The 23,766-nt window shown below is 65.8% G+C and carries 19 protein-coding genes and 1 tRNA gene; 9 read left to right on the forward strand and 11 right to left on the reverse strand.

Translation table 11 applies throughout. The features are described from left to right. Positions 1 to 93: 93 nt before the first annotated feature. Positions 94 to 3,171 carry a PAS domain S-box protein gene (locus ACFPQ5_RS14950; RefSeq protein WP_379757076.1) on the forward strand — a complete coding sequence of 1,026 codons (3,078 nt, stop codon included), beginning with the start codon at positions 94 to 96 and terminating at the stop codon, positions 3,169 to 3,171. A 121-nt stretch (positions 3,172 to 3,292) separates the two neighbouring features. Beyond that, on the forward strand, positions 3,293 to 3,799 hold the full coding sequence (locus ACFPQ5_RS14955) for a hypothetical protein (protein ID WP_379757078.1): 507 nt from the start codon (positions 3,293 to 3,295) through the stop codon (positions 3,797 to 3,799). A gap of 124 nt (positions 3,800 to 3,923) precedes the next feature. Here the strand turns inward: ACFPQ5_RS14955 and ACFPQ5_RS14960 are convergent, their stop codons facing one another. Together ACFPQ5_RS14960 and ACFPQ5_RS14965 are read right to left on the reverse strand one after the other, a co-directional pair. Beyond that, positions 3,924 to 4,604: a Fe2+-dependent dioxygenase gene (locus ACFPQ5_RS14960; RefSeq protein ID WP_379757081.1), complete on the reverse strand. Its 681-nt coding sequence runs from the start codon at positions 4,602 to 4,604 to the stop codon at positions 3,924 to 3,926. Between the two features lie 90 nt (positions 4,605 to 4,694). After that, on the reverse strand, positions 4,695 to 7,016 hold the full coding sequence (locus tag ACFPQ5_RS14965; RefSeq protein ID WP_379757084.1) for a TonB-dependent receptor: 2,322 nt from the start codon (positions 7,014 to 7,016) through the stop codon (positions 4,695 to 4,697). Between the two features lie 292 nt (positions 7,017 to 7,308). Between ACFPQ5_RS14965 and ACFPQ5_RS14970 the strand changes: the two genes are divergently transcribed. Beyond that, on the forward strand, positions 7,309 to 8,568 hold the full coding sequence (locus ACFPQ5_RS14970; protein WP_379757087.1) for a DUF2863 family protein: 1,260 nt from the start codon (positions 7,309 to 7,311) through the stop codon (positions 8,566 to 8,568). A 168-nt stretch (positions 8,569 to 8,736) separates the two neighbouring features. Here the strand turns inward: ACFPQ5_RS14970 and ACFPQ5_RS14975 are convergent, their stop codons facing one another. The 5 genes from ACFPQ5_RS14975 to ACFPQ5_RS14995 all read right to left on the reverse strand — a co-directional run bounded on the left by ACFPQ5_RS14975 (position 8,737) and on the right by ACFPQ5_RS14995 (position 12,444). Beyond that, positions 8,737 to 9,885, reverse strand: coding sequence for a serine hydrolase domain-containing protein (locus ACFPQ5_RS14975; RefSeq protein WP_379757090.1), 1,149 nt, complete (start codon positions 9,883 to 9,885; stop codon positions 8,737 to 8,739). After that, complete coding sequence (locus tag ACFPQ5_RS14980) at positions 9,882 to 10,358, reverse strand: CYTH domain-containing protein (protein ID WP_379757093.1); 477 nt, start codon at positions 10,356 to 10,358, stop codon at positions 9,882 to 9,884. The genes ACFPQ5_RS14975 and ACFPQ5_RS14980 overlap by 4 nt, the downstream gene beginning before the upstream one ends. 4 nt (positions 10,359 to 10,362) lie before the next feature. Next, positions 10,363 to 11,484, reverse strand: a complete 1,122-nt coding sequence (locus tag ACFPQ5_RS14985; protein WP_379757096.1) for a M14 family metallopeptidase — start codon at positions 11,482 to 11,484, stop codon at positions 10,363 to 10,365. 99 nt (positions 11,485 to 11,583) lie between these two features. Continuing rightward, positions 11,584 to 11,985 (reverse strand): hypothetical protein, encoded by a 402-nt coding sequence (locus tag ACFPQ5_RS14990; RefSeq protein WP_379757099.1) that lies wholly within the window; start codon positions 11,983 to 11,985, stop codon positions 11,584 to 11,586. A 165-nt stretch (positions 11,986 to 12,150) separates the two neighbouring features. Then, positions 12,151 to 12,444 carry a KGG domain-containing protein gene (locus tag ACFPQ5_RS14995; protein ID WP_379757102.1) on the reverse strand — a complete coding sequence of 98 codons (294 nt, stop codon included), beginning with the start codon at positions 12,442 to 12,444 and terminating at the stop codon, positions 12,151 to 12,153. A gap of 351 nt (positions 12,445 to 12,795) precedes the next feature. Here ACFPQ5_RS14995 and ACFPQ5_RS15000 point away from each other — a divergent pair, with 351 nt between their 5' ends. From ACFPQ5_RS15000 to ACFPQ5_RS15025, 6 genes are all read left to right on the forward strand, one after another. Beyond that, the gene (locus ACFPQ5_RS15000; protein ID WP_379757105.1) at positions 12,796 to 13,692 is read left to right on the forward strand and encodes a hypothetical protein; all 897 of its coding nucleotides are present in this window, start codon (positions 12,796 to 12,798) and stop codon (positions 13,690 to 13,692) included. Between the two features lie 384 nt (positions 13,693 to 14,076). Continuing rightward, complete coding sequence (locus ACFPQ5_RS15005) at positions 14,077 to 15,084, forward strand: glycosyltransferase family 2 protein (protein WP_379757108.1); 1,008 nt, start codon at positions 14,077 to 14,079, stop codon at positions 15,082 to 15,084. A gap of 7 nt (positions 15,085 to 15,091) precedes the next feature. After that, on the forward strand, positions 15,092 to 16,060 hold the full coding sequence (locus ACFPQ5_RS15010) for a glycosyltransferase family 4 protein (RefSeq protein ID WP_379757111.1): 969 nt from the start codon (positions 15,092 to 15,094) through the stop codon (positions 16,058 to 16,060). Beyond that, positions 16,057 to 17,385: a glycosyltransferase gene (locus tag ACFPQ5_RS15015; protein ID WP_379757114.1), complete on the forward strand. Its 1,329-nt coding sequence runs from the start codon at positions 16,057 to 16,059 to the stop codon at positions 17,383 to 17,385. The genes ACFPQ5_RS15010 and ACFPQ5_RS15015 overlap by 4 nt, the downstream gene beginning before the upstream one ends. Before the next feature lie 141 nt (positions 17,386 to 17,526). After that, entirely contained in the window at positions 17,527 to 18,114 is a 588-nt protein-coding gene (locus tag ACFPQ5_RS15020; protein ID WP_379757117.1) for a D-glycero-alpha-D-manno-heptose-1,7-bisphosphate 7-phosphatase, read from the forward strand. Continuing rightward, the gene (locus tag ACFPQ5_RS15025; RefSeq protein ID WP_379757120.1) at positions 18,107 to 19,243 is read left to right on the forward strand and encodes a glycosyltransferase family 9 protein; all 1,137 of its coding nucleotides are present in this window, start codon (positions 18,107 to 18,109) and stop codon (positions 19,241 to 19,243) included. The genes ACFPQ5_RS15020 and ACFPQ5_RS15025 overlap by 8 nt, the downstream gene beginning before the upstream one ends. Positions 19,244 to 19,366: 123 nt before the next feature. On the opposite strand, the gene ACFPQ5_RS15030 is transcribed toward ACFPQ5_RS15025, so the two are convergent. The 4 genes from ACFPQ5_RS15030 to ACFPQ5_RS15045 form a co-directional block, all read right to left on the reverse strand. Beyond that, positions 19,367 to 19,443 (reverse strand) — tRNA-Pro (locus ACFPQ5_RS15030). Positions 19,444 to 19,557: 114 nt separating this feature from the next. Continuing rightward, entirely contained in the window at positions 19,558 to 21,444 is a 1,887-nt protein-coding gene (locus ACFPQ5_RS15035) for an MFS transporter (protein ID WP_379757123.1), read from the reverse strand. Positions 21,445 to 21,630: 186 nt separating this feature from the next. After that, entirely contained in the window at positions 21,631 to 22,692 is a 1,062-nt protein-coding gene (locus ACFPQ5_RS15040) for an AbrB family transcriptional regulator (RefSeq protein WP_379760125.1), read from the reverse strand. Positions 22,693 to 22,697: 5 nt separating this feature from the next. Continuing rightward, the gene (locus tag ACFPQ5_RS15045; protein WP_379757126.1) at positions 22,698 to 23,762 is read right to left on the reverse strand and encodes an ABC transporter ATP-binding protein; all 1,065 of its coding nucleotides are present in this window, start codon (positions 23,760 to 23,762) and stop codon (positions 22,698 to 22,700) included. Between the last annotated feature and the right edge of the window lie 4 nt (positions 23,763 to 23,766).

Raw genomic sequence — 23,766 nt, forward strand, 5'->3', positions numbered from 1 at the left:
TTTTGTTTTGGCGCGCCGCGGTTTGCCGCTTCGACTTATGATCAATCCACCTGGAAAGATGAAACCAGGTGCATGTATGCAAAAGGACATGAGATGGTCGACCCCGATTTCCAGAGCCTGTTCGATGCAACCCCGATTCCCTACCTGGTGCTGACACCCGACTTCACCATGGTGGCCGCCAACGAGGCGCGCCTGCGCGCAACCATGACGACGCGGGAACAGATCCTGGGGCGTAACCTGTTCGAGGTCTTTCCGGACAATCCGAACGATCCCAACGCCACGGGCGTCAGGAACCTGCGCGCATCCTTGATGCGGGTCCTGCAAAACAGGTGCCCCGATGCGATGGCGCTGCAAAAATACGATATTCCCAAGCGCGGCGCGGCCGAGGGCGAGTTCGAAGTGCGCTACTGGAAGCCCCTCAACAGCCCCGTCTTCGGCCCCACCGGAGAGGTTGCCTACATCATCCACAGCGTCGAGGATGTCACCGACCATATCCTGAAGCAGCAGGCCGTCGAGGAAAGCGAGGCCCGCTTCCGATTGATCGCCGATGCGATGCCGCAGATGGTCTGGTCGGCCCTGCCGGACGGTTACCACGATTACTACAACCGGCAACATTATGAATTCGCCGGCATGGCGGTGGGCGACACCATCGGCCAGAACTGGGGCTCGATCCTGCATCCCGACGACTTGCCGCGCACCAGGACGGCCTGGGAGCACAGCCTCGCCACCGGCGCACCCTATGAAATCGAATACCGCCTGCGGCATCGTTCGGGCGAGTATCACTGGATGCTGGCACGCGCCCTGCCGATCCGCAACCAGTCTGGCCAGATCGAACGCTGGATCGGCACCTGCACCGACATCCACGGCCAGAAAGTCCTGCGCGCGCAGCTGCAGGATGCGCAGCTGCGCCTGGAAGGCACCCTGAGCGCCGCCGAAATCGGCACCTGGACCTGGGACATCCAGGCGGACCGCGTCTATGCCGACTGCAACTTCGCACGGCTGTTCGAGATCTCCGAACAGGATGCCAGAGGCGGCCCGCTCACAGCCTATCTCGCGGCCATCCATCCCGACGATCTCGAAGCGGTCCAGGCCAATATCGCGCAGTCGCTTGCCGCCCGCACGCCTTATCAATACCAGTTCCGGCTGTGCCTGCGCGACGGCGGCATCCGGCATGTCCATGCGCGCGGAAAGATCGACGTCGACGCGCGCGGCGAGCCTGCGTGGATGCCGGGCGTTGTCATCGACATCACGCAACAGAAACTGGCGGAAGAAGCGCAGCAACGCAGCCAGTTCCAGTTCAAGACCATCACCGACTCCAATGTCATCGGGGTCATGCAGTACCGTTACGACGGCAGCATCGTCAAGGTGAACGACGCCTTCCTGAGGATGCTGGGTTACTCGCGCGAAGACTTCGAGCGCGACGGCCTGTCCTGGCGCGACCTGACGCCTCCGGAGTGGGACGAGGTCGACAGGAAGAGCCTGGACGTCCTGCAGTCGACAGGCAGCGTCGAAGCGTTCGAGAAGGAATACCTGAGGAAGGACGGCAGCCGCCTGCCGGTCTATCTCGGCGCCGCCAACTACCAGGACAACCGGGACGAAGGCATCGCCTATATCCTCGACATCAGCGAAATCAGGAAGGCCCAGTCGGCCCTCAAGGAAAGCGAAGTGCAATTCCGGACCCTGGCCGAAAACATCCCGCAGCTGGCCTGGATGGCCGATAGCGACGGCTCGATCTTCTGGTACAACAACCGCTGGTTCGCCTACACCGGCACGACAATCGGGGAGATGAAGGGATGGGGCTGGGAAAAGGTGCACCATCCCGATTTCCTAGAGGCGGTCAAGGCCAAGTTCCGCGCCCACATCGTCGAACAGCAGACCCCGTGGGAAGACCTGTTCCCGCTACGCAGCGCCGCCGGCGAATACCGCTGGTTCCTGTCGCGGGCCGTGCCGATCCGCGACCAGCATGGAAACATCGTGCGCTGGTTCGGCACCAATACCGACATCACCATCCAGCGCGAAGCGGAAGAAGCCCTGGAAGCGGCCAACCGGCGCAAGGACGAGTTCCTCGCCATGCTGGCGCATGAACTGCGTAATCCCCTGGCGCCGATCAGCACGGCGGCGAATCTGCTGGCGATTGCCAGCCCCGACAGGGACACGATCAAGAAGTACAGCGAGATCATCTCGCGCCAGGTCAGGCACATGACGGACCTGGTCGACGACCTGCTGGACGTATCGCGGGTGACGCGCGGCCTGGTGTCGATCGAGAAGTCGGAGCTGGCCATCCACGATGTCATCCATAGCGCCATCGAGCAGTCGGCGCCCTTGATCGACTCGCGCCAGCACCAGCTCACCGTTCGCCTCGCGCAGGACGATGTCCTCGTGCTGGGCGACCGCACGCGCCTGATCCAGGTGCTGACCAACCTCCTGAACAATGCGGCGAAATACACGCCGCTGCGCGGCCATATCCTGCTCTGCATGGAAGTGAAAGCGCCCTGCGTCTGCATCAGCATCGCCGACGACGGCATCGGCATGGATGCGCAGCTGCTGCCGCACGTGTTCGACCTGTTCACCCAGGCCGAACGCACGCCGGACCGCTCCCAGGGCGGCCTCGGGCTGGGCCTGGCGCTGGTCAGGAGCATCATGACTCTCCACGGCGGCACGGTGACGGCCAAGAGCGAAGGGCCCGGCAAGGGCAGCACCTTCACCTTGTCGCTTCCGCTTCACAGCAAGACAGGCAAGGGCGCCGGCGGCGTCGCGGCGGCGGCCATGGAGGACGAGCCGTCTCCATTGCGCATCCTGGTGGTCGACGACAACGTCGATGCCGCGCAGTCCCTGGCCGCCCTCCTCCAGGCACAAGGCCATGCGGTGACCATACACGAGAACGCGAGCAGCGCGATCGAGGCAGCGGCCAGCTTGCGCCCCGACGCCATGATTCTCGATATCGGCCTGCCCGACATGGACGGCTACGAATTGTCGCGGCGCCTGCACGGCATTCCCGCAACCAGGGACGCCCTGTTCATCGCGCTGACGGGCTATGGGCAGGCGCATGACAAGGTCCTGGCCAAGGCGGCGGGCTTCCAGCATTACTTCGTGAAGCCGGTCGACATGACGGCCTTGCGCAGGGCCCTGGCGGAGGCGGCGCCGGCGCCTGCCCAGGAGGCATCTGGCTGAGCTCGCAGGAAGTGGCTGCGCGAGTCGAAAAACGCACACACGCGCCAGATTGTCCTTGCCAAAAATTTAATACTGAATTGATAATCGGGGAGATCGGTAACTCAACATACCCGGGGGTCACATGCGTACCAAAGCTTGCTTTGCGATCACACTCGTCATGGCCGCGCTGCTCGGCTGGCAGCACCTGCACGGCGGCGTGCCGGCCCATCACCTGCTGGCCGATCCGACCTTGCCCGCGCTGTCGAACTGGTGGGGCCTCCTGACCCTGCCCCTGTTGGCCTGGTTCCTTCTCGGCCGCATCGAACGGCGGCGCGCTGCCAGGCCGCATGCCGCGCACGGCGATTTCGCCGCCTTCACGGGCGCCGTGGTGTTCGGCGCCGTGCTCTCGCTGCTGTTTACGGCCGGCCAGAATGGCGCGCTCGATACCCTGGTGCAGGCCTTGGCCCTGCTCGCTTTGTTTTATCCGATCCACCGCGCCGCCTGCGTGCTCGGTTTCGTCGTCGGCATGACCTGGACTTTCGGCGCGGTGCTGCCGATGCTCGCGGCCGCCGCTTTCGCAGCCGCCGGCGCGGCGATTTATTACGGTGTGCGCTTCATCTACGCGCGCGCCGTGATGCAGCGCCGGTAGGGTGGACGGCTTGCCGTCCACGCGTCGATCCTTGACGCTGGATGTGTCGCGCGGCTGATCTTGCCGTGGCTATCACCGCGTGGACGGAGGAGCCGTCCACCCTACATCAGGCGTCCCCAGCAATTCATACCTCGGCCCACATCCGCAACAGGTTGTGATAATGCCCGGTCAGCCCGACCGTGGCCTCTGACTCGCCATGCGCGGCGCGCAGCTTCTGGATGTTGGTGTCCAGCTCGAACAGCAGCGCGCGCTTGCTGTCCTCGCGCACCATGCTCTGGGTCCAGAGAAAGGAGGCGATGCGCTCGCCCTGCGCCACCGGCAAGACCTGGTGCACGCTGCCCGCTGGATAAATAATGGCGTCGCCGGCCGGTAATTTCACCTCGTGGGTGCCGTAGGCATCGACCACCACCAGTTCGCCGCCTTCGTACTCGTCCGGCTCGCTCAGGAACACGGTGGTCGAGACGTCGGCCCGGATCGCCGGCAGCCCCGGGCGCTGGGCGCGGATGGCGCCGTCGACGTGCAAACCGTAGTGCTCGCCGCCGCCGTAGCTGTTGAAGTAAGGCGCCAGGATGCGCAGCGGCAGGACGCTTGAGAAAAACAGCGGATGGGCCATCAGCGCCGCGCTCACGATCTGGCCAAGCTCGACGGCGAGCGGCGAACCCTCGGCCAGCTGGCGGTTGCGTTTCACCTGCGCGCCCTGCGGGCCGACGCTGGCGCGGCCGTCGATCCAGTCGGTTTCCTGCAGGCGCTGGCGCATCTGCGCGACCTGTTCACTGCTCAATACACCCGGGATGTGCAGCATCATGGTGTGTCCTCCTTTCCCGCAAAAAGCACGACCCTCCCCGCTTGAAGCAAGGAGGGCCGTGCGAAACAGTGCCGAAACCTCGGCGCTTATTTAAAACTTCAGGTTCGCCGTCAGGCTCGCCGAGCGCCCCGCGCCCACGCCTGCATAGTGCGGCGAGGACACGCGGTCGAAGTAGAGCTTGTCGCCCAGGTTCTGGATGTTCAGCTGGAACGAGACGTTCTTGTTCAGGTTGTAGCTGGCCATCGCGTCGAAACGCGTGTAGCTCGGCGCGTACTTCGTGTTGTTGATGTTGGCGTAGACCTTGTCCACGTAGTTCATGCCGATGCCGGCGCTGAAGTCCTTGTTGAAGGCATACGAGGTCCAGAGCGAGGCGCTGTGCTTCGGCGTGGTCGGAAAGATGTTGCCGTTGTACGGAGACGGCTCGTAGCGCGGCGCGGCCGTGGTGCCGACGTTCAGGTAGCCGTTGTCGGCCACGATGCCGTCGAGCCAGGTGTAGCCGCCGAACACTTGCCAGGCATTGGTCAGCTTGCCCGAGAAGCCCAGTTCCAGGCCTTTCAGTTCCTTGCGGCCGACGTTTTGCGTGGTGCCGTCCGGCGCGGTGACGCGGGCATTGTTCATCTTGCTCTGGAACACGGCCGCGTTCAGCGACAGGCGGCTGTTCAGCACTTCCCACTTGGTGCCCAGTTCCCAGTTCTTGCTTTCCTGCGGCTGCAGGTTCTGCACCGCGACCGTCAGGCCGTCGAGGCCGTCGCCGCCGTCGTTGCCCGGCGGGGTGGCCGAAGTGGCGTAGGAGACATAGACGCTGCCGTTGGCGCTCGGCTTGTAGACCAGGCCGGCCTGGTAGGTGTCGAAGCTGGTGTCGACATGGGCGCGGACGGCAGCCGTGGCGCCGTTCGCCGCGGTGTCGAGCACGGTCTTGAACTCGTCCCAGCGCGCGCCGATGTTCAGCATCCACTGCGGATTGAATTCGATGGTGTCGAAGGCGTAGACGGCGCGGGTGTTGGTTTTGACCTTGGTCAGCGCCGGCGACACGCTGCGGGTGTAGACCCACGGGTCGTACGGATTCGGATTGACCAGCGGCGCGCAGTTGTAGCCGGTAGCCGCGCCCGAGGTGGCGCAGACCGTGTTACCGGTCAGCAGGTTGTTGGTCCCCGGAGTGAACACATACGCAGCGCGTTCGGTCGTCTCGCGGCTGATTTCCACGCCGGCATTGAAGCTGTGCTTGATCGCGCCGGTGCTGAGCTTACCGGTCAGCGCGGTAGTGTTGGCCATCGTTTCCGTGTCGGTGACGCGGGTGTTGGCGCGGCGCCAGACGGTGCCGTACAGGACCACGTTGCCTTTCGAATCGTCGGGCTGGGTCCAGACGAAGTCGTTCTGCGACTTGCCGTAGCGGGTGACGTTGCGCAGCACCAGGCCGCCGCCGAATTCGTGGCGCAGGTCCACCGTGCCGATGTCGGTTTTGGTGTCGCGGAAGTCGCGGTTGGCCAGGCCGTAGAAGGTTTCGCGCGGCACGTCGATCGGGGTGCCGTCGCCATTCTTCGCGACGTTGACGCCGCTCGAGAACGGGTTGTTGAACGGGATGCCGGTGTCCGGGATCTCGCTTGACTGCATGTGGTAATAGCTCAGGATCGCCTTGGTCGGACCGTTGAGGCCGAAGGTGACCGTCGGCGCGATGCCCCAGCGATCGCCGCCGACGACGTCGCGGCCGGCCACGTCGGCTTCGTGCGCCATCACGTTCAGGCGGAAGGCGGCGTTGTTGCCCAGCGTGCGGTTGATGTCGCCGGTGACGCGGCGGTACTTGTCGGTGCCGATGCCGACCGAGGCGTTATTGAAATTGTCCTGCTGGGCCGACTTGCTGACCAGGTTGATGCCGCCGCCTGCCGAGGAACGTCCGCCGTAGGCCGAGTTCGGGCCCTTCACGACTTCGACCTGCTCCAGGTTGAAGATCTCGCGCGACTGCGAGCCGGAATCGCGGATGCCGTCGACATAGGTGTCGGTCTGGGCGTTGTAGCCGCGGATGAAGACGTTGTCGCCGACCGGGTTGCCGCCTTCGCCCGCGCCGATGGTGATGCCCGGCACCGTGCGCAGCGCGTCGGTCAGGGTCACGGCGGCCGTTTGCGAGATCACTTCCTGGGGGATGACGCTGACCGACTTCGGGGTGTCCAGCAGGGGCGCGGTGAACTTGTCCGAGCTCGAGGCGACCGGCGCCTGGACGTCGCGGCGCGCGGCGCCCGTGACCTCGACCTTCGGAATCGTCGGGTCGACGTCCTTGTTGCCGCCGTCGGCGTGCGCCAGGGGCGCGGCCAGCGTGGCCAGCACGGCCAGTGCAGAACCGGTGAGGCAAGGCGCCGCATGCTTGCGGCTGCGGATGAAGGAAGAAGCGCTCGGTACTGCTGGGCTGGTCTTGGTCATGGTCATCGTTGGTTGTTGCCTGTCCGCTTGCCGGCGTGCCTGCAAAACGGAGAAGAAATGAGAACGATTCGCATTATGATTTTTATTGATGGATTTGGCAAGTATTGATGGGTTGCGCCGGGGTCTGCTTGCGCCGTGGCAAGCCAGATGTGCGCTTCCTGCAACACCTGCCGTAGAGCGGCGCCCTCCCCCTTGTGTTCATGGCATGTGGCCGAATCAACTACAATACCGGGGATATGGGTTTATCATGGCCCCTCGAACCTCACCTTTTACAAGAGACTCTTTCAGCGCTATGCGTCGTCCCTCCAAAGATTCATCCAACAAACTTTCCGCAGAAAGCCAGCGTCTCTCCAGCATTGCCCAGGCCATCGTGCAGTCCGCCAGCCGCGTGGAAGAACGCACCTGGGAACACCAACTGGATGTGCAGCTGCAAAAACTGCTCAGGACCAACCACCAGGAAAGCATCGACGCCGCGCTCAACGCCCTGTTCAAGGACGACCTCGCCGCTTACGACGTGCTGATGGACGGTGTCGAGGCCGTCAGCGAATCGTCGACGATGGTCGAGCAGCAGGACGGCAAGGACGTGGCATGGCAGGCCCTGCTGGTGGCGGCGCCCATCCTCGCGTGGACGCGTTTTTCGATTGGCTCGGGCACGATCCCGGCGGAACTGCTGACCACCCTGTCGGCCCACTTCTCGGCCCACCTGCTGGCTGAAGGCGTGCAGATGTCGATGGCGCCGACCCTGTACGCGATCGACCAGCTGCCGCGCACCCACGCCGAAACCTATGCGCTGACGCACAAGCTGGCCCAGGCCGCGCACAAGGACGCGGGCATCAAGCCGGCCGCGCGCGCACCGGAAACCGCGCCCTTCCTGGCCGACACCCGCTACCTGCTGGTGGCGCTGGTCGCTCCGGCGAATGCGCCGCTGTTCCGCTGGCAGGAGCCGCAGCACCAGCTCGATTTCGAGAAGGAACGGGCGAATGCCCTGAGCGCCTGGCGCGAACAGGCGACCGCGAACGTGGCGCGCATGCTGCCGGGCTGCGGCGTCGAGCTGCTGCTGCCGGAAGCGTATTACGTGGCCTGCCGCGAAGCCGACAAGGCGATCCGCCCGATCTCGATCCGCGCCGCCGTGCACTATCTCACCAATACCCTGGACCTGGAAGCCTCGGACCTGCGCGCCGTGATCGCCGGCTTCGGCGAGGAAGCGGCCGACGGCCAGATCGACGAATACCGCGTCGGCTTCACCCTGCGCCAGAGCGCCGAAGTCGTGTACGGCATCGTCTGGCCGCTGTATGGCCAGGAAGACGAGGAAGGCACGCCGATGGAAGGCCCGGGCGCGGGCGGCCTGCTGCCGGCACCCTTGAGCCCGATCAACGAGATCATCGCGCACCTGAACGAAGCGGGCGTCACCCACATCAAACGCATCAACGAGCTTTATGTCGCCGAGTACTGCGACGACTGCGGCGCGCCCTTGTTCGCCGATCCGACTGGAGAGTTGGTGCACGCGGAGATGCCGGAAGATACGCCGGCGGGGACCGAGCATTTCCACTGAGCCGTTTGCTGTAATTCCATGAAAAATGGCGCTGAATCAGCGCCATTTTTTATGTAGATTCGTGCTTGACGTAGGGTGGAGTCTTGACTCCACGCGTCCCAGCGCATGCGCAGCTACAGAGCATCCTGTGGAAACGCGTGGGGTCGGGACCCCACTCTACGTCACCGATCAGCGGATCGCCGAAATAACGCGCTTGCCGAACTCGGCCACGTTACCACCGTGCCAGCGCCAGACGATCACGAGGTCGTGCTCGGGCGAGACCAGAATCGTATTGCTGCCCGCACCCAGCGCCGCAAAGGCCGTGGCCGGCAAGCCCGGCAGGTTCTTGCCCTTGGTGTTGAGCCACCACAGGTAGCCGTAATCCGGGCCATGGGCGCTCGGCGTCAATGCTTCCTTGACGTAGCTTGCCGGAACGACCTGGCGGCCATTCCAGGCGCCGCCGCGCAGCCACAGGTAGCCGAAGCGCGCCATGTCCCAGGAATTGATCCACATGCCGCCGCCCCAGCGCGTGCCGCCGCTGACCGAGGCCACCTGCTTGCCGTTCAGTTCGACATAGCTGTTGGTATAAGGCACCCACTTCCAGGTATTCGAGGCGCCAATGACATCCATCACCTGCTCCTGGAACACCTCGGGCACCGGTTTCTCGAACACGCGCAGCAGCGACAGGGCGAAGCGGTTGATGCGCACATCGTTGTATTCGTAATGGCTGCCCGGCGCGCCGAGCGTGCGCGGCTTGCGTTCGCCGGCGCCGAACTGTTCCTTGCCGACGAAGTCGGCGTTCTTGCCCCACAGGCTGCCTTCCCACTCGCTTTCCTGCTGCAGGTGCTGCTTCCAGGTCACCAGCGCGTTGCGGGCCGAGGCATAGCCGCCATCCTCGACGCGTTTACTTACCGGCTCGTCGAGCTTGCCGATGCGGGCATCGCGCTGGGCTACGCCGGCCACCGTCGACAACATGCTTTTCGCCACCGAATAGGTCGGGTCGACAAAGGACGTGTCGCCGAACTCGGCCACGACATAGCCCTTGTAGATCACGAGGCCGTTGGTGCGGGCGCGGCGCGTCGGCAGCGAGCCGAGTCGGCTGCCGAAGGTCGCTTCCTGGTCGGAGAAATCGAGGGCGCGTTCGGTCTCGTGGTCCTGCGCATAGTGCACGGCGGTGGCCAGCGCGCTGGGATCCATGCCGAGCTCGGCCGGCGCCTTGCGCGCCCACTCGCCTGCGGGAGGGAAATAGCTGGAAGGCTGGGCGGCCTGCAGGCCGGTGCTGGCCAGCAATGCGCCGAGGCCGAGAACGAGCGCGGCGCGCCGCGTGATGAAGGTCATGCGGAGTCCTTCCAGGAGGAATACGGATGGCGGATCAGGTTGGAATTGAAATAGCGGGCGTCGTGCGTCACCTCGGCACCGATCCAGTCCGGCTTGTCGAAGGCTTCGTCCTCGCTGCCCAGCTCGATCTCGGCCACGACCAGCCCGGCATTGCTGCCTAAAAATTCGTCGACTTCCCAGATGTGCGCGCCACACTCGATGCGTCGGCGATATTTTTCGACCAGCGGCTGCTGGCACAGCCCGTCGAGCAGCTCGGCCGCCTCAGGCAGCGGAATCGGGTATTCCCATTCGCCGCGCGTGGCGCCCTGGCTCTTGCCCTTGATCGTCAGGAAGGCGCGCTCGCCTTCGATGCGCACGCGCACGACGCGCGCCGGGTCGCTGCTCAGGTAGCCCTGGCGCAGCAGCGTCGCTTCGCCCGATGCCCGCCAGCCGTCCCCTAGAACCAGGAACTTCCTTTCGATCTCGACGCCCAAGGGATCAGTCCAGCGATTGCAGGATCGGCTGCAGGATCGCCGCGCCCAGGGCCGCGCTGCGCGCGCCATTCCAGCCGGTATAGCTGTTGGGCAGATTGGCGTTGTCCTTGAACGGCATTTCCAGCGTCAGCGACAGGCACTTGAAGGTGTGGCCGACGTATTTCGACGCCAGGGTCAGCAGCTCTTCGTTGTACTTGCTGGCGGCGTAACCATAGACGTTCTGGAAGTCCGGGCTGGCAGCCATGTATTGGGCCACGAAAGCCTTCTGGCGCGCTTCGCGCTCGGGCGTGAAGTCGGCCAGCATCTCGTTGCCGGCCACGAAGTTGTACGGAAGGGCTTCGTCGCCGTGAATGTCGAAGAACATGTCCACGCCGGTCTCGTGGATCTTGTTCTTCACGCACAGCACTTCCGGGCTGCGTTCGAGACTAGGCGTCATCCATTCGCGGTTCAGGTTGGCGCCGGCCGCGTTGGTGCGCAGGTTGCCGCGCACCGAGCCGTCCGGGTTCATGTTCGGCACGATGTAGAACACGGCGCGCTGCAACAGCTTGCGCGCGATCGGATTGGCGTCGTCCAGCAGCGCATCCATCATGCCTTCGACATACCATTCGGCCATCGTTTCGCCCGGGTGCTGGCGGGCGATGACCCAAATCTTCTTCTCGGCGGCAGGATTGCCGATCACGACCAGGTTCATGTCGCGGCCGTCGACCGTGGTGCCGATATCAATCACGCGCGCGATCGGGTTCTCGGCCACTTCGCCCAGCAGGCGCAGGTGGCGCTCCCAGGTGTAGGGCTCGAAATAGGCGTAATAGATGCTGTCCAGTTCCGGGGTGTGGTTCACCGTCATGACCTGGCCGTCGAAGCTGGTCGGCACGCGGAACCAGTTCTCGGTGTCGTAGCTCGCGCACACCTGGTAGTCCTCGAAGCCCTTCGGATAGGTTGCCTGGCCGGCATTCAGGAAGCGGATCGTGCAGGCCTGGCCGCGCGCGCCCTGCAGGCGGAAGTGGAACCACTGGTGGATGTCCGCGCTGTTGTCGCTACGCAGGTTCAGGTCGATCTGTTTCGCGCTGTCCGCTTGCACCACCTCGATGGCGCCCGAATCGAAATGCTGGCTGATTTTGATAGGCATGGCTGATCCTTTGTTGGCCTGTTCGGAACTGTGAAGATGATACCGGATTTGATCGCGCGGCCGGCCGTCTGCACGACAGGCCGCGGCTCGGGACGCTTGTCAGGCGTCGAGGTCGATCAGGTCGCGGCTGTAAGCAGCCATGATCTGGCGCAGCAGCTCGACGTTGCTGCGGTCGAGCACGAGGACCAGATGCGGCTCGCGGTCGAGGTTGAAAGCCATGCGCAGCTTGCCCGGCAGTTCACGGCAGTTGAGCGACAGCGCGCGCGGATTGGCACGATCGTCCCAGTCTTGCTGGGTGATCCGGGGGCCGGCCGGCGGCGGCTGCAACTGCGGATCCTGATTGACCGGCATGTGCTTGAGCAGCCAGAAGACGATGGACGCCGGAATATGCAGGCAGACATCGCTCGCGCCTTGCGTGGAGAACTTGGCAAGCAGCGAATTGCCCACGCGATCGCACGACATGGACATGCTCTTGACTTCACGAATGACCGCTTCTTTCACGACGAGATTCCTCTGGATAGTTTAAAAAGGCGCAGCGATTCTACCCCATCCCGTCCGGCTTTAGTGTAGCTCCGGCAAGAAAACGGGGAGCTTCACGCTCCCCGTATGCATTCGTTCTCTGCCCTATGCCGGCTACCGCTGGCGGCCGGCACGGCGAGCTGGTGTTTACTCCTTGGAGCTGCGGCCGCCGCTCTTCGACGAGTTGCGCGAGCTGCTGCCCGAACCGGCGCTGGCCGACTGACGGTTGCCGTGGCTCATGCTGCCGGCGCGGCGTGCTTCTTCGGAAGTGAATTCGTGCGCGGTGCCCTTCTGGTGAGCAGCCTTGCCGCCCTGGCTGGCGATTTCGCGCTGGCGCTGCGGGTCCATCGATGCGAAGCCGCGATTGCGGGTGCCGCCGCCGGCGCTCTGGCTGTTGGATTGGTTACCGCCCTGTTTGTTGCCTTGGTTACTCGAAGCCATGATGTGTTCTCCCTGTTCACATATTAAAACCGCCGCGTCCTGCGGCAGGCTGCCACTGCCCATCTGTTTTTATGCCGATGAGCGAATGGTCGAATTCATAGTAGGCATGCGAATTAGATGAGGGTATAGGACATTTTCAGATGACTTTGTAGGACTACAGGCGACAGAAAATGCTCTTACGAAATAGGCTTCTTTTGATCACTTTTCCCATCAGTTTTTGTCCTACACACTACCGATGCGTCTTCCTATACTGGAACCATGCAGGGACGCGCATGATGGCTGGATGAAGCGGCGTCGGCGGGTCTCGATCGGCGGCGTCCGCCCGCAAAACCGTTTTTGAAAGGAAACGCCATGGATGCGAATCAACGCAGCGAAATGAACAACCAGACCAACAACGGCGGCAACGAAAAGTGGAACAAGAACGCCAAGGGCAAGACCGCGCCCGACGCCCCGCTCGACCACACCTATCCACAGGGTGCCTCGCAGCAGCAGGGCCGCCAGGGCATCGACCAGATGGGCACCCAGCAAAGCGGCATGGGTCCCGGGCAGTTCGCCGAAGACAGCAGCCGCTGGGATTTGCCGGGCGGCTCGATGCAGACCCAGCAGAGCGGCGGCAGCGGCCCGCAGCAGGGACTCACCGACAGCCACCAGCGCCAGATGGAACAGCGCTCTTCCGCCTATGGCGAGCTGGAACAGCCGGTCGGCCGCCGTCCGCATGATTCCGGCACCTCCCTGCTGCACCATGAGGGTACGCATGCCGGCAACACGCAGGCGGCCAGCCGCATGAATCCGCAGGATCCGCGCCAGCCCGAACTGCAGGGCGGTTCGCTCGGCCACCACCATGGCGCGGGCGCGTCGATGCAGTCGAGCCAGGGCGGCAATGCCGGCCAGTACGGCGGCGGCGAAGGCAGCCGCGGCGCATCGCAGCAGGCGAACAACCAGGGCGCCCAGCAAAGCACCGACCGCGCCGGCTCGCAGACCGGTGCCCAGGGCAACGAGGCGCGCGAGGACACGTCGCAGCCGCACCAGTCGAACGACACCACCGGCGGCCTGCCGCGCAGCCCTGGCAATTCCGGTCCGCGCAGCGAGAACCAGGGCTGGAAACCGGGCGGCAGCATGCAGCAGGACCCGAACGGCGTGCACGAATCGAACGACGCCGCCGGCGGCTATCCGAAGAGTCCGGCCGGCGCGAACAAGTTGGCGGGCGACCGCAAGATGGACGACGACACCGGTTTTTCGCGCGGCTGAGCGCACGCAACTGATTCGCACGAAACTGATTGATCGAAACAGCCCCGACAGCGCATGAACGCTGCCGGGGATTTTGCACGCCCGCACCGCGCGGGCTTTTTTTCGTCCTCCCGGCCTGCATTCCTGGCCTAGAAGCCGGGCTTTGCCATCAGACGATTCCTACACATACTGAGCAATAACGTGCGGATTTTTCTGACCGCTGCCGGAGCTTACGCCGCCCCCGACGACACTGATCCTGAAATCCGGCGAAGCGGCGTCGGCCCTTGATCCAGATTCAGGACATGCGATTGCGGAGGAACTCGACCGTTCTTCGCGCAATCGAACCACTCCCATCATCGCGCATGGTCGACAAGACGCGCGCTACCAGACAGGACGGGAGAGAGCATGTCAGCAATCACACCAAGAACAGCCAGCAGCGCGATCGCCGTCTCGGTCGTGGTGCCGACCTGCGGGCGGATGGACCTGCTCGACCGTTGCCTGGACGCGCTTACCCGCCAGAGCCTGCCCGGCACCTCTTTCGAGGTCATCGTCGTCGACGACGAGCCCAACCATAACACCCTGCACCTGGTGGCCGGCTGGCGCGCCCGCACCCTCGAGCGCGGCCCGCGCCTGGTCTACCTTCCGAATAGCAACGAGCATGGCCCGGCCGCCGCCCGCAATCTCGGCTGGCGCAGCGCCCAGGCGCCGCTGATCGCTTTTACCAATGAAGACACCGTGCCCTCGCCCGCCTGGCTGGCGCAGGGACTGGCCGCCTTCGGCGACGAGGTCGACGTCCTCTGCGGGCGCCTCGACGCGCCCCTGCCGGCGCGCCCGACCGAAGCCCAGCGCGCCGCACGCCAGGCCGCAAGCGATGCCTTTTGCGTCGCCAACTGCTTCTGCCGCAAGAAGCTGCTGGAGTCGCTCGACGGCTTCGACGAGCGCTTCGAGCAGGCGCGCCACTGCGACGCCGACTTCCATTTCCGCCTGCTGGCATCCAGCGCGCGCATCGTCCGCGCGCCCGAGGCGCTGGTGGTGCAGCCGGTGCGTCCGGCCCCCTGGGGCGCCAGCCTGCTGCGTACGCGCGCGGCCGCCTTCGATGCCCTCCTCTACAAGAAGCATCCGCAGCTGTACCGCGAACGCATCGCCGCCGCGCCGCCCTGGGACCACTACCTTGCGGTGGCGGCCCTGCTCGCCCTGGTCGGCGCCCTGCTGGCCGGCGCGGACACGGTCGCGCTCGTGGCCGGCGTCCTGTGGCTGGGACTCACCGCGCGCCTTTGCCGGCGGCGCCTGCGCGGTACCGCCCACACCTTTTCGCACGTTGCCGACGTCCTCCTCACGTCGGCCCTGATCCCGCCACTGGCCGTGTTCTGGCGCCTGGCCGGGGCCATCCGCTACCGCGTCCGTTTCACCTGAGGTCCCCATGCGCCGACTCAAGATCCTGACCTGGCATACCCACGGCAGCTACCTCTACTACCTGTCGCAGGTGCCGCACGACTTCTACGTGCTGTCGAAACCCGGGCGGCCGCCCGGCTATGGCGGACGCGCCGGCCAGTTCCCCTGGGGCGACAACGTGCACGAGCTGCCGGTCGAGGCCGCGCATGCGCAGGAGTTCGACTGCATCCTGTTCCAGGACGAGCGGCAATGGGAAGAAGACCAGTTCGTCTTTCTGACGGCGGGCCAGCGCGCGCTGCCGCGCATCTACCTCGAACACGCCCCGCCGCGCGCCCATCCCACCGACACCCCGCACCCGGTCGACGATCCGGGCGTGCTGCTGGTGCACGTCACGCCTTTCAACGAACTGATGTGGGATAACCGGCGCACGCCGACGCGCGTGATCGAGCACGGCGTGCTGGTGCCCGATTCGGTGCGCTACCTCGGCGCCCTCGAGCGCGGACTGGTCGTCAGCAACCACCTGGCCCGGCGTGGGCGGCGCATGGGGCCCGACCTGTTCCTGCAGGCGCGCAGCCAGCTGCCGCTCGACCTGGTCGGCATTGCGGCCGAGGAACTGGACGGAATCGGCGAGGTGCAGCACGCGCAATTGCCGGCCTTCGCGGCGCGCTACCGTTTCCTGTTCAGCCCGATCCGCTATTCCAGCCTGGGCCTGGCCGTCATCGAAGCGATGATGGTCGGCATGCCCGTGGTCGCGCTCGCCACGGCCGAGATGGCGACCGTGATCGACGACGGCGCCAACGGCTTCATCGACACCCGCGTCGAGCGCCTGCTGGACTGCATGCGCGACCTGCTGCGCAGCCCCTCGCTGGCGCGCGACCTGGGCCAGGCCGCCCGCCGCCGCGCCCAGGAGCGCTTTTCGATCGAGCGCTTCGCCGCCGACTGGGACGCCGCCTTCCGCCATGTCACGGGCACGGCGGCCCGCGGGAGCGCCGCGTGAGCTTGAACCCCGTGAGGCCGGACGCAGCGCCTGGGAACGAGCAGTCGGCGACACCGCCCGCCCGGCTTGCCTTCATCAGCGAGCACGCCTCGCCGCTGGCGGCGCCGGGCAGCATCGATTATGGCGGCCAGCATGTCTATGTCGCCAACCTGGCGCGCGAACTCGCCCTGGCGGGCGCCCGCATCGACATCTTCACCCGGCGCGACGCACCCGGGCAAAAGCAGCTCGTGCAGCTGTGCGAGGGCGTGCGCGTGGTGCACGTGCCGGCCGGCCCGCCGCGCTACGTGCCGAAGGAGCAGCTGCTGCCCTGGATGCCCCATTTCGCTCGCTTCGTAACCCGCTTTGCCCGGCGCCAGGCGCTGCCCTACGACCTCGTCCACGCCAACTTCTTCATGTCCGGCATGGTCGCCCAGCAGCTCAAGCTCGCGCTCGGCATTCCCTACGTGATCACCTTTCACGGGCTGGGCCGGGTACGCCGCCTGGCCCAGGGCGCGCTCGACGCCTTCCCGCCCGAGCGCAGCCAGATCGAGACCGCGCTGATGCGCCAGGCCGACCGCATCGTCGCCGAATGCACGCAGGACCGGCTCGACATGGAGCAGCTCTACGGCGCGGCGCCGGAGCGCATCACGATCGCGCCCTGCGGCTTCGACCCGGCCGAGTTGTGGCCGGTGCCGCGCACCGCCGCGCGTGCGCAGCTAGGCCTGCCGCCCGGTCGCTTCACCGTGCTCCAGCTCGGACGCATGGTGCCGCGCAAGGGCGTCGACACGGTGCTCCAGGGCCTGGCCCTGCTGCGCGAGCGGCACGGCGTCGATGCCGAACTGGTGGTGGCAGGGAGCGGCCAGACCGCCCTCGATGTCGCCGGCGATCCGGAGCTGGTCCGGCTCGGCGCGCTCGCGCAGCAGCTGGGCATCGGCGATAGTGTGCACTTCGTCGGCCAGCAGCCGCGCGCCGCCCTGCGCCTGTGGTACAGCGCCGCCGACGTCTTCGTCACCACGCCCTGGTACGAAGCCTTCGGCATCACCCCGGTCGAAGCAATGGCCTGTGCCCGGCCGGTAATCGGTTCCGAAGTCGGCGGCATCAAGAGCACGGTGGTGGACGGCCTCACCGGCTTCCTGATCCCGTCGCGCGATCCGCGCGCGCTGGCCGAGCGCCTGGCCCAGCTCCACGCCGATCCGGCGCTGGCCCTGCGCATGGGCGAGGCGGGCCTGCGGCGCGCCTACCGGCACTACACCTGGCGCGCGGTCGCGCAGCAGGTGGCGGCCGTGTACGCGGCGGTACTCGAACAAAGCCGGAGCCCCGCGGCATCCGGCATCGCCACCATCTAGGAGAGAACATGGCATGGACGCAAGAAGCGCAGGGAGCGCAACGACAGCACGTGCAGTATTTGCGCGGTCCTGCCGCCGGCGATCGGGACCGTCACGGCCAGGCTGGCCCTGCCGCCGCTGCGCGCACGGTTCCGGCCTGACATGAAAGCGATCTTCCTCGACAAGGATGGGACGCTGGTCGACAACGTGCCGCACAACGTGGAGCCGCGCCGCATCCGGCTCAGCAGCGGAGCCGGGCCGGCGCTGCGCCTGCTCGCGCGGCTCGACTACCGCTTCTTCGTCGTCAGCAACCAGGGCGGAATCGCCCTCGGACGGTTTTCGGAAAGCGCAATGGGCGCGGTCGGCAACCGCCTGTCGGACCTGCTGTTTCGCGAACACCTCAGCCTCGACGGCTTTTATTATTGCCCGCACGACCCGGGCGGCAGCGTCGCGCCCTATGCGGTCGCCTGCGAGTGCCGCAAGCCGCTGCCCGGCCTGCTGCTCAGGGCCGCCGCCGAGCACGGAATCGACCTGCAGGCGTCCTGGATGATCGGCGACATCCTGCATGACGTCGAGGCCGGCAACCGTGCCGGCTGCCGCACCGTCCTGCTCGACAATGGCATTGAGACCGAATGGCGGCTCGGGCCGCGCCGCATTCCGACCCGCATGGCGCCCGACCTGTACGCCGCGGCGGTCCTGATCGCCGCCTATGACGGCCATGCCCAGAGCGATGGCTACTCATATGCTTAGCCCCATGCCCGGTCTCCGGCCCGATTCTGTGACCAGCCGCTGGAACGAGGCGGCCCACCTGCTCTGCGTGCGGCCCGATTCGCCCGAAGGCGTGCTGATGTGCACGCCCGCCATGCGCGCCCTGCGCGCGCAATGCCCGCAGCGCCGTCTCACCCTGCTCACCTCCCCAGCCGGCGCCGCGCTCGGCCCTTACTTGTCCGACGTCGACGCCGTGCTCGCCTACGAGCCGCCATGGATGAAGAGCAGCACAGCCGCGACGCCCGCTGCCCACATCGACTGGATTGCCAGCCTGGCCGAACGGCGCTTCGACGGCGCCGTCATTTTCACCAGCCACGGCCAGAGCGCCCTGCCCGCGGCCCTGCTGTGCCAGCTCGCCGGCATCCCCTTGCGCGCAGCCTATTGCCGCGAACAGCCCGCCCCTTTATTGACGGACTGGATCGCCGATCCCGAACCGGGTTCCATGCTGCGCCACGAGGTGCAGCGCCAGCTCGATCTCGTGCGCCATCTTGGCGCCGAAATCATGGACGAGCGGCTCGCCTTCGTTCCCGGCGCTGGCGAGATCGAAGCCGTGCGTCGCCGCCTGCGCCACGCCGGCATCGATCCGAACGCTCGCTGGCTAGCCCTGCATCCCGGCGCCGCCGTGAACGCTAGGCGCTATCCGGTGCACCACTGGAGCAGCTTGATAAAAGAGCTGAGCGAACGCATCCGCTGTCCGCTGGTGCTAACTGGCGATGTCCATGAAATGGGATTGATCGATGCCATCGAGATCCCGCCCGGCGCCCGCGTGCTGTCGCTGGCGGGCCAACTCGGCATCGGCGAACTGGGCGCCCTGCTGGCGCAAGCCTCGCTCGTGGTCAGCAACAGCATGGGCTCGGCTCACATCGCCGCGGCTGTTGGGACGCCGGTGGTGGCCCTGTACGCCCTGACGAATCCGCAGCACACGCCCTGGCGCGTGCCCAGCCGGGTACTGAACCACGACGCCGCCCGCCGCGACTTCCAGCGCAGCGTCTGCCTCCAGGGACACCACGAATGCATGGAAAAACTGGCCCCTAACCAGGTGGTGGACGCGGTGTGCAGCCTGCTCAAGCAGACCGAAGCTTATCGCATGCGGGAGGCACTGGCGGATTAGCCCTGCCGGCGCCGCCGCTGACAAGGCCGGCGCCACGCCCGATCAACACGCAAAGGACATCGCGAAACAAAGCCGCAAAACAAAAAGGCCAGTCCGAAGACTGGCCCTTCCGTCTGATTCTCTTGGTCGGGGCGAGAGGATTCGAACCTCCGACCCCCTGCACCCCATGCAGGTACGCTACCAGGCTGCGCTACGCCCCGACGAGCCAGCAATTATACCTGAGACAGAAATTTTGTCAGGATTTTGTGATGCCTAAAGCAAGTTTTCGCGGAGGCCGACGATCCGGATCAAACGCCGTCAGCTTGCTTCCCGGATTACTTCCATTCTCCGCGCAGCTCGCGCACCTGTTCGTACAGGTACTCCGGCGTCGCCTCCTGCGGCGCCACCGGCACGCCCACCGCCAGCGCCAGTTTCGAGCGCAGGCCGCGCGAGAACGAACGCTCGAACAGGTTGCCCGGGTCGCGTGTAAAGACGCTGCCCCACAGGCCGCGCAGCGCCATCGGGATCACGGGGACCTTGCTGCGCTCGACGATCTTCGCGATGCCGCCGCGGAATTCGCTCATCTCGCCCGTCGTTGTCAGCTTCCCCTCGGGGAAGATGCAGACCAGGTCGCCCTGGTGCAGCGCTTCGGCGATGTCGACGAAGGCGCGTTCCATCATGAACGGGTCTTCCTTGGCCGGCGCGATCGGGATGGCTTTCGCGGTACGGAAGATCCAGCCCAGGAAAGGCGTCTTGAAGATGCGGTGGTCCATCACGAAGCGGATCGGGCGCGGGCTGGCGGCGCCGATGACGATGGCGTCGACATAGCTGACGTGGTTGCAGACCAGCACGGCCGGCCCCTCGTCGGGAATGCGCTCGACGTCGACCGTGTTGACGCGGTGGATGGTGTGGATCAAGAGCCAGGCCAGGAAGCGCATCAGGAATTCCGGCACCAGCGAGAAGATGTAGACCGCCACCGCCGCGTTCAGCAGGGCCGTGATCAGGAACATCTGCGGAATCGAGAAGCCCTGCCCGAGCAGCAGGATGGCGACGCCGGCCGCGGCCACCATGAACAGGGCGTTCAGGATGTTCATGCCGGCGATCGTGCGCGAAACGTGTTTCGGATCGCAGCGGGTCTGGATCAGCGCGAACAGCGGCACGATGAAGAAGCCGCCGAATACGCCGATCAGTACCAGATCGGCCAGGATGCGCAGGCTGCCCGGCAGTGCGATCAGCGCAAAGGCGTCGACGGTCGCCGTGTTGGTGTAGGCCAGGCTGGCGAAATACAGGTCGATGCCGAACAGCGACAGGCCGATCGAGCCGAAGGGCACGAGGCCGATCTCGACCTTGCGGCCGGAGAGTTTTTCGCACAGCAGCGAACCGATGCCGATCCCGAGCGAGAACACGGTCAGCAGCAGCACGAAGACACTGTGGTCGCCGTGCAGGTAATCCTTGGCGTAGACCGGGAATTGCGACAGCACCAGGGCGCCGTAGAACCAGAACCAGGAATTGCCGAGCATGGAGAGGAAGACGGTGCGGTTCTTGCTCGAGAAGCGCAGGTTGCGCACCGACTCGGTGACGAAGTTGTAGTTGATCTTGAGCTCGGGCACCGGTGCCGGCGAGACCGGGATGCGCCAGCTGGCAGCCAGGCCGAACAGGGCCATCAGCAGGCTGGCGCCGGCGACGAGTTCGATGCCGAAGGGTTTATGGGCGACCAGCAGGGCGCCCGCCACTTCGCCCAGCAGGATGCCGACGAAGGTGCCCATCTCGACCACGCCGTTGCCGCCGACCAGCTCTTCGGATTTCAGGTGCTGCGGCAAATACGCGTACTTCACAGGGCCGAACAGGGTCGAATGCACGCCCATGCCGACCACGGCGGCGATCAGCAGCCACAGGGTGTGGGTCAGCCAGCCGACGCAGGCGACCAGCATGATGCCCACTTCCAGCATCTTGACGAAGCGCGCCAGCCGGCCCTTCTCGACCTTGTCGGCGATCTGGCCGGCGGTGGCGGAGAACAGGACATAGGGCAGGATGAACAGGCCCGGGATCAGGTTGTTGAGCAGGCCAGGGGAGATCGTGGTCCAGGACAGGGCATCGTAGGTCAGCGCCACCAGCAAGGCGGTCTTGAACAGGTTGTCGTTGAAGGCGCCGAGGAACTGGGTCCAGAAAAACGGTGCGAAGCGGCGTTGCGACAGCAGGGAAAATTGGCTCGATTGGCTCATTCAAGGGTCTCTTATCAGGCGTTGGCGACTGGCGGTGTGTAATCTACAACACCCGGCCGGGCTTGGATATAGAAATTTACCGTGAAGCAACAAACTAGCGATACTAATCCTCTCGGTAGTGCCAGGCGATACCGGAAGCACAGCATCTTGCATCCGCTTGATCCGGAACAAGCCGCAGCTGAGACGCTAGCGCAGGCGCGAGAACAGCCGGAACAAGGGCCCGACGATCAGGATGACCGTCACCATGCGCGTGACGTGGAAGGCGGTGACGATCGGCACGCCCAGGTGCAGCACGCGCGCCGTGAGCGACATCTCGGCGATGCCGCCCGGCGAAGCGGCGAGGATCGCGGTGCCGGGGTGGATGCCGGTGAGCTGGGCCAGGGTCAGCCCGAAACCCGCCGCGCACAGCAGCGTGATCAGGGTGCAGAGCGCGACGCTGGCCAGGTAGCGCGGCGCCGTGTGCGCGAATTCGGGCGTGAAGCGGGTACCGAGCGAGACGCCGATCATGAGCTGGCCGCCGCGGATCATCCATTCGGGCAGGCGCGAGAGTTCGATGCTTGATGCGGTCAGCATCATCGCCACCATCAGCGGGCCGATCACCCAGGCGTTCGGGATGCCGAGGCGTTTAAGCAGCAGCGCGCCGATGCTGGTCACCAGCACCAGCACGGCCAGTCCGGGATAGCTGACCACGCTGGCGAGGGGCACGAACAGGTCGTGGCCGGGCGAACTGCCGTGCGTGCTCCACCAGCGCAGCGCGAAGGGGATGGTGCCGACCACCATCATGATGCGCAGGCTGTGGGCGGCGGCGACGCGATCGAACGCAGCGCCGTGGCGCTCGCCCTGCACCGCCATCTCGGAAGCGCCGCCGACGGCCATCGCGAAGAAGGCGGTGGCGCGGTCAACGCCGGACAGGCGCCGCAGCAGCCAGCCGCCGGCCAGGCCGACCACCACCGCAAAGGCCACGGCGAGCGCGATCCAGCCCGCATACCGGGCCAGCACCACCAGCACCGGCGCGCTGAAGTACAGGCCGAGCGCGGTGCCGATCGCCCACTGCCCCGCTTCGCGCGCCTGCACCGGCGCCGTCAGCCGCGCGCCCAGCATGCAGGCGCAGGCCGTCGAGAACAGCGGCCCGATCATCCACGGCAGCGGCGTATCGAGCCAGAGGCACAGCTGCGCGGCGGCCAGCGCCAGCGCGAGCGCAAGCGCAAAGGAGCGCAGCGGCCCGGGCGCGGCGCTGCGTGTGGCGATGGAAGTCAGAATACCCAGAGCTTCTCCGACGGCATTTCGAGCCAGTAGGCACCCGGGTCGACACGCTGGCGCGAGTACGCCCGCACCGACGTGTCGCCGGCCTTGAACAGGCACTCCCAGCGGTCGCCCAGGTACATGCTCGTCACCAGCGGCAGCTGCACGCCGTTACCCACGCGCTCGCGGCTGATCTTGACGTCTTCGACGCGGATCAGGGTCGTGGCCTCCGGACCGCTGTTCGCGCCGCGCGCGCTGCCATGCAGGGCGATGCCTTCGATCCGCAGCGCGACCCGGCCGCCGCTGCGCTCGAGGACCGTGGCCGGCAGGCGGTTGTTACTGCCCATGAATTCGGCGGTGAACAGGGTGTCGGGAGTTTCGTACATGCTTTGCGGTGTGCCTTCCTGCTCGATCCTACCATTGTTGAGCAAGAGGATGCGGTCGGCGATCGCCATCGCCTCGTTCTGGTCGTGGGTCACCATCAGCGCCGACAGGCCGAGGCGCACGATCAGTTCGCGCAGGAAGACGCGCGCTTCCTCACGCAGCTTGGCGTCCAGGTTCGACAGCGGCTCGTCGAGCAGGATCACCGGCGGGTTGTAGACCAGCGCACGGGCGATCGCCACGCGCTGCTGCTGGCCGCCCGAGAGCTGGTGCGGGAAGCGCTTGCCGAGGTGGCCGAGGCCCAGCTGCGACAGCACCTCGTTCACCTTGGCCTCGATCTCGCCCTTGCCGGTCTTGCGCAGCTTGAGGCCGTAGGCGACGTTGTCGAACACGGTCTTGTGCGGCCACAGCGCATAGGACTGGAACACCAGGCCGAGGTTGCGTTCCTCGGCCGGTTGTTCATGCTTGCGCGCGCCGTCGAACACGCGGCGCTCGCCGATGTCGATCGTGCCCTGGCGCGGGCTTTCCAGGCCGGCCACCGCGCGCAGCAGCGTGGTCTTGCCGCTGCCCGATGGTCCCAGCAGGGCCACCACTTCGCCGCGCTTGAGGTGCATCGAGACCCCTTTCAGGATCGGGTTGGCGCTGGCGCCGCTGCCGTAGTCGAGGTGCAGGTCGTTGACGGTCAAAACGTTCATGGTC

The organism is Massilia suwonensis, from assembly GCF_042655665.1.
GTDB classification, from domain to species: Bacteria; Pseudomonadota; Gammaproteobacteria; order Burkholderiales; family Burkholderiaceae_D; genus Telluria; species Telluria suwonensis.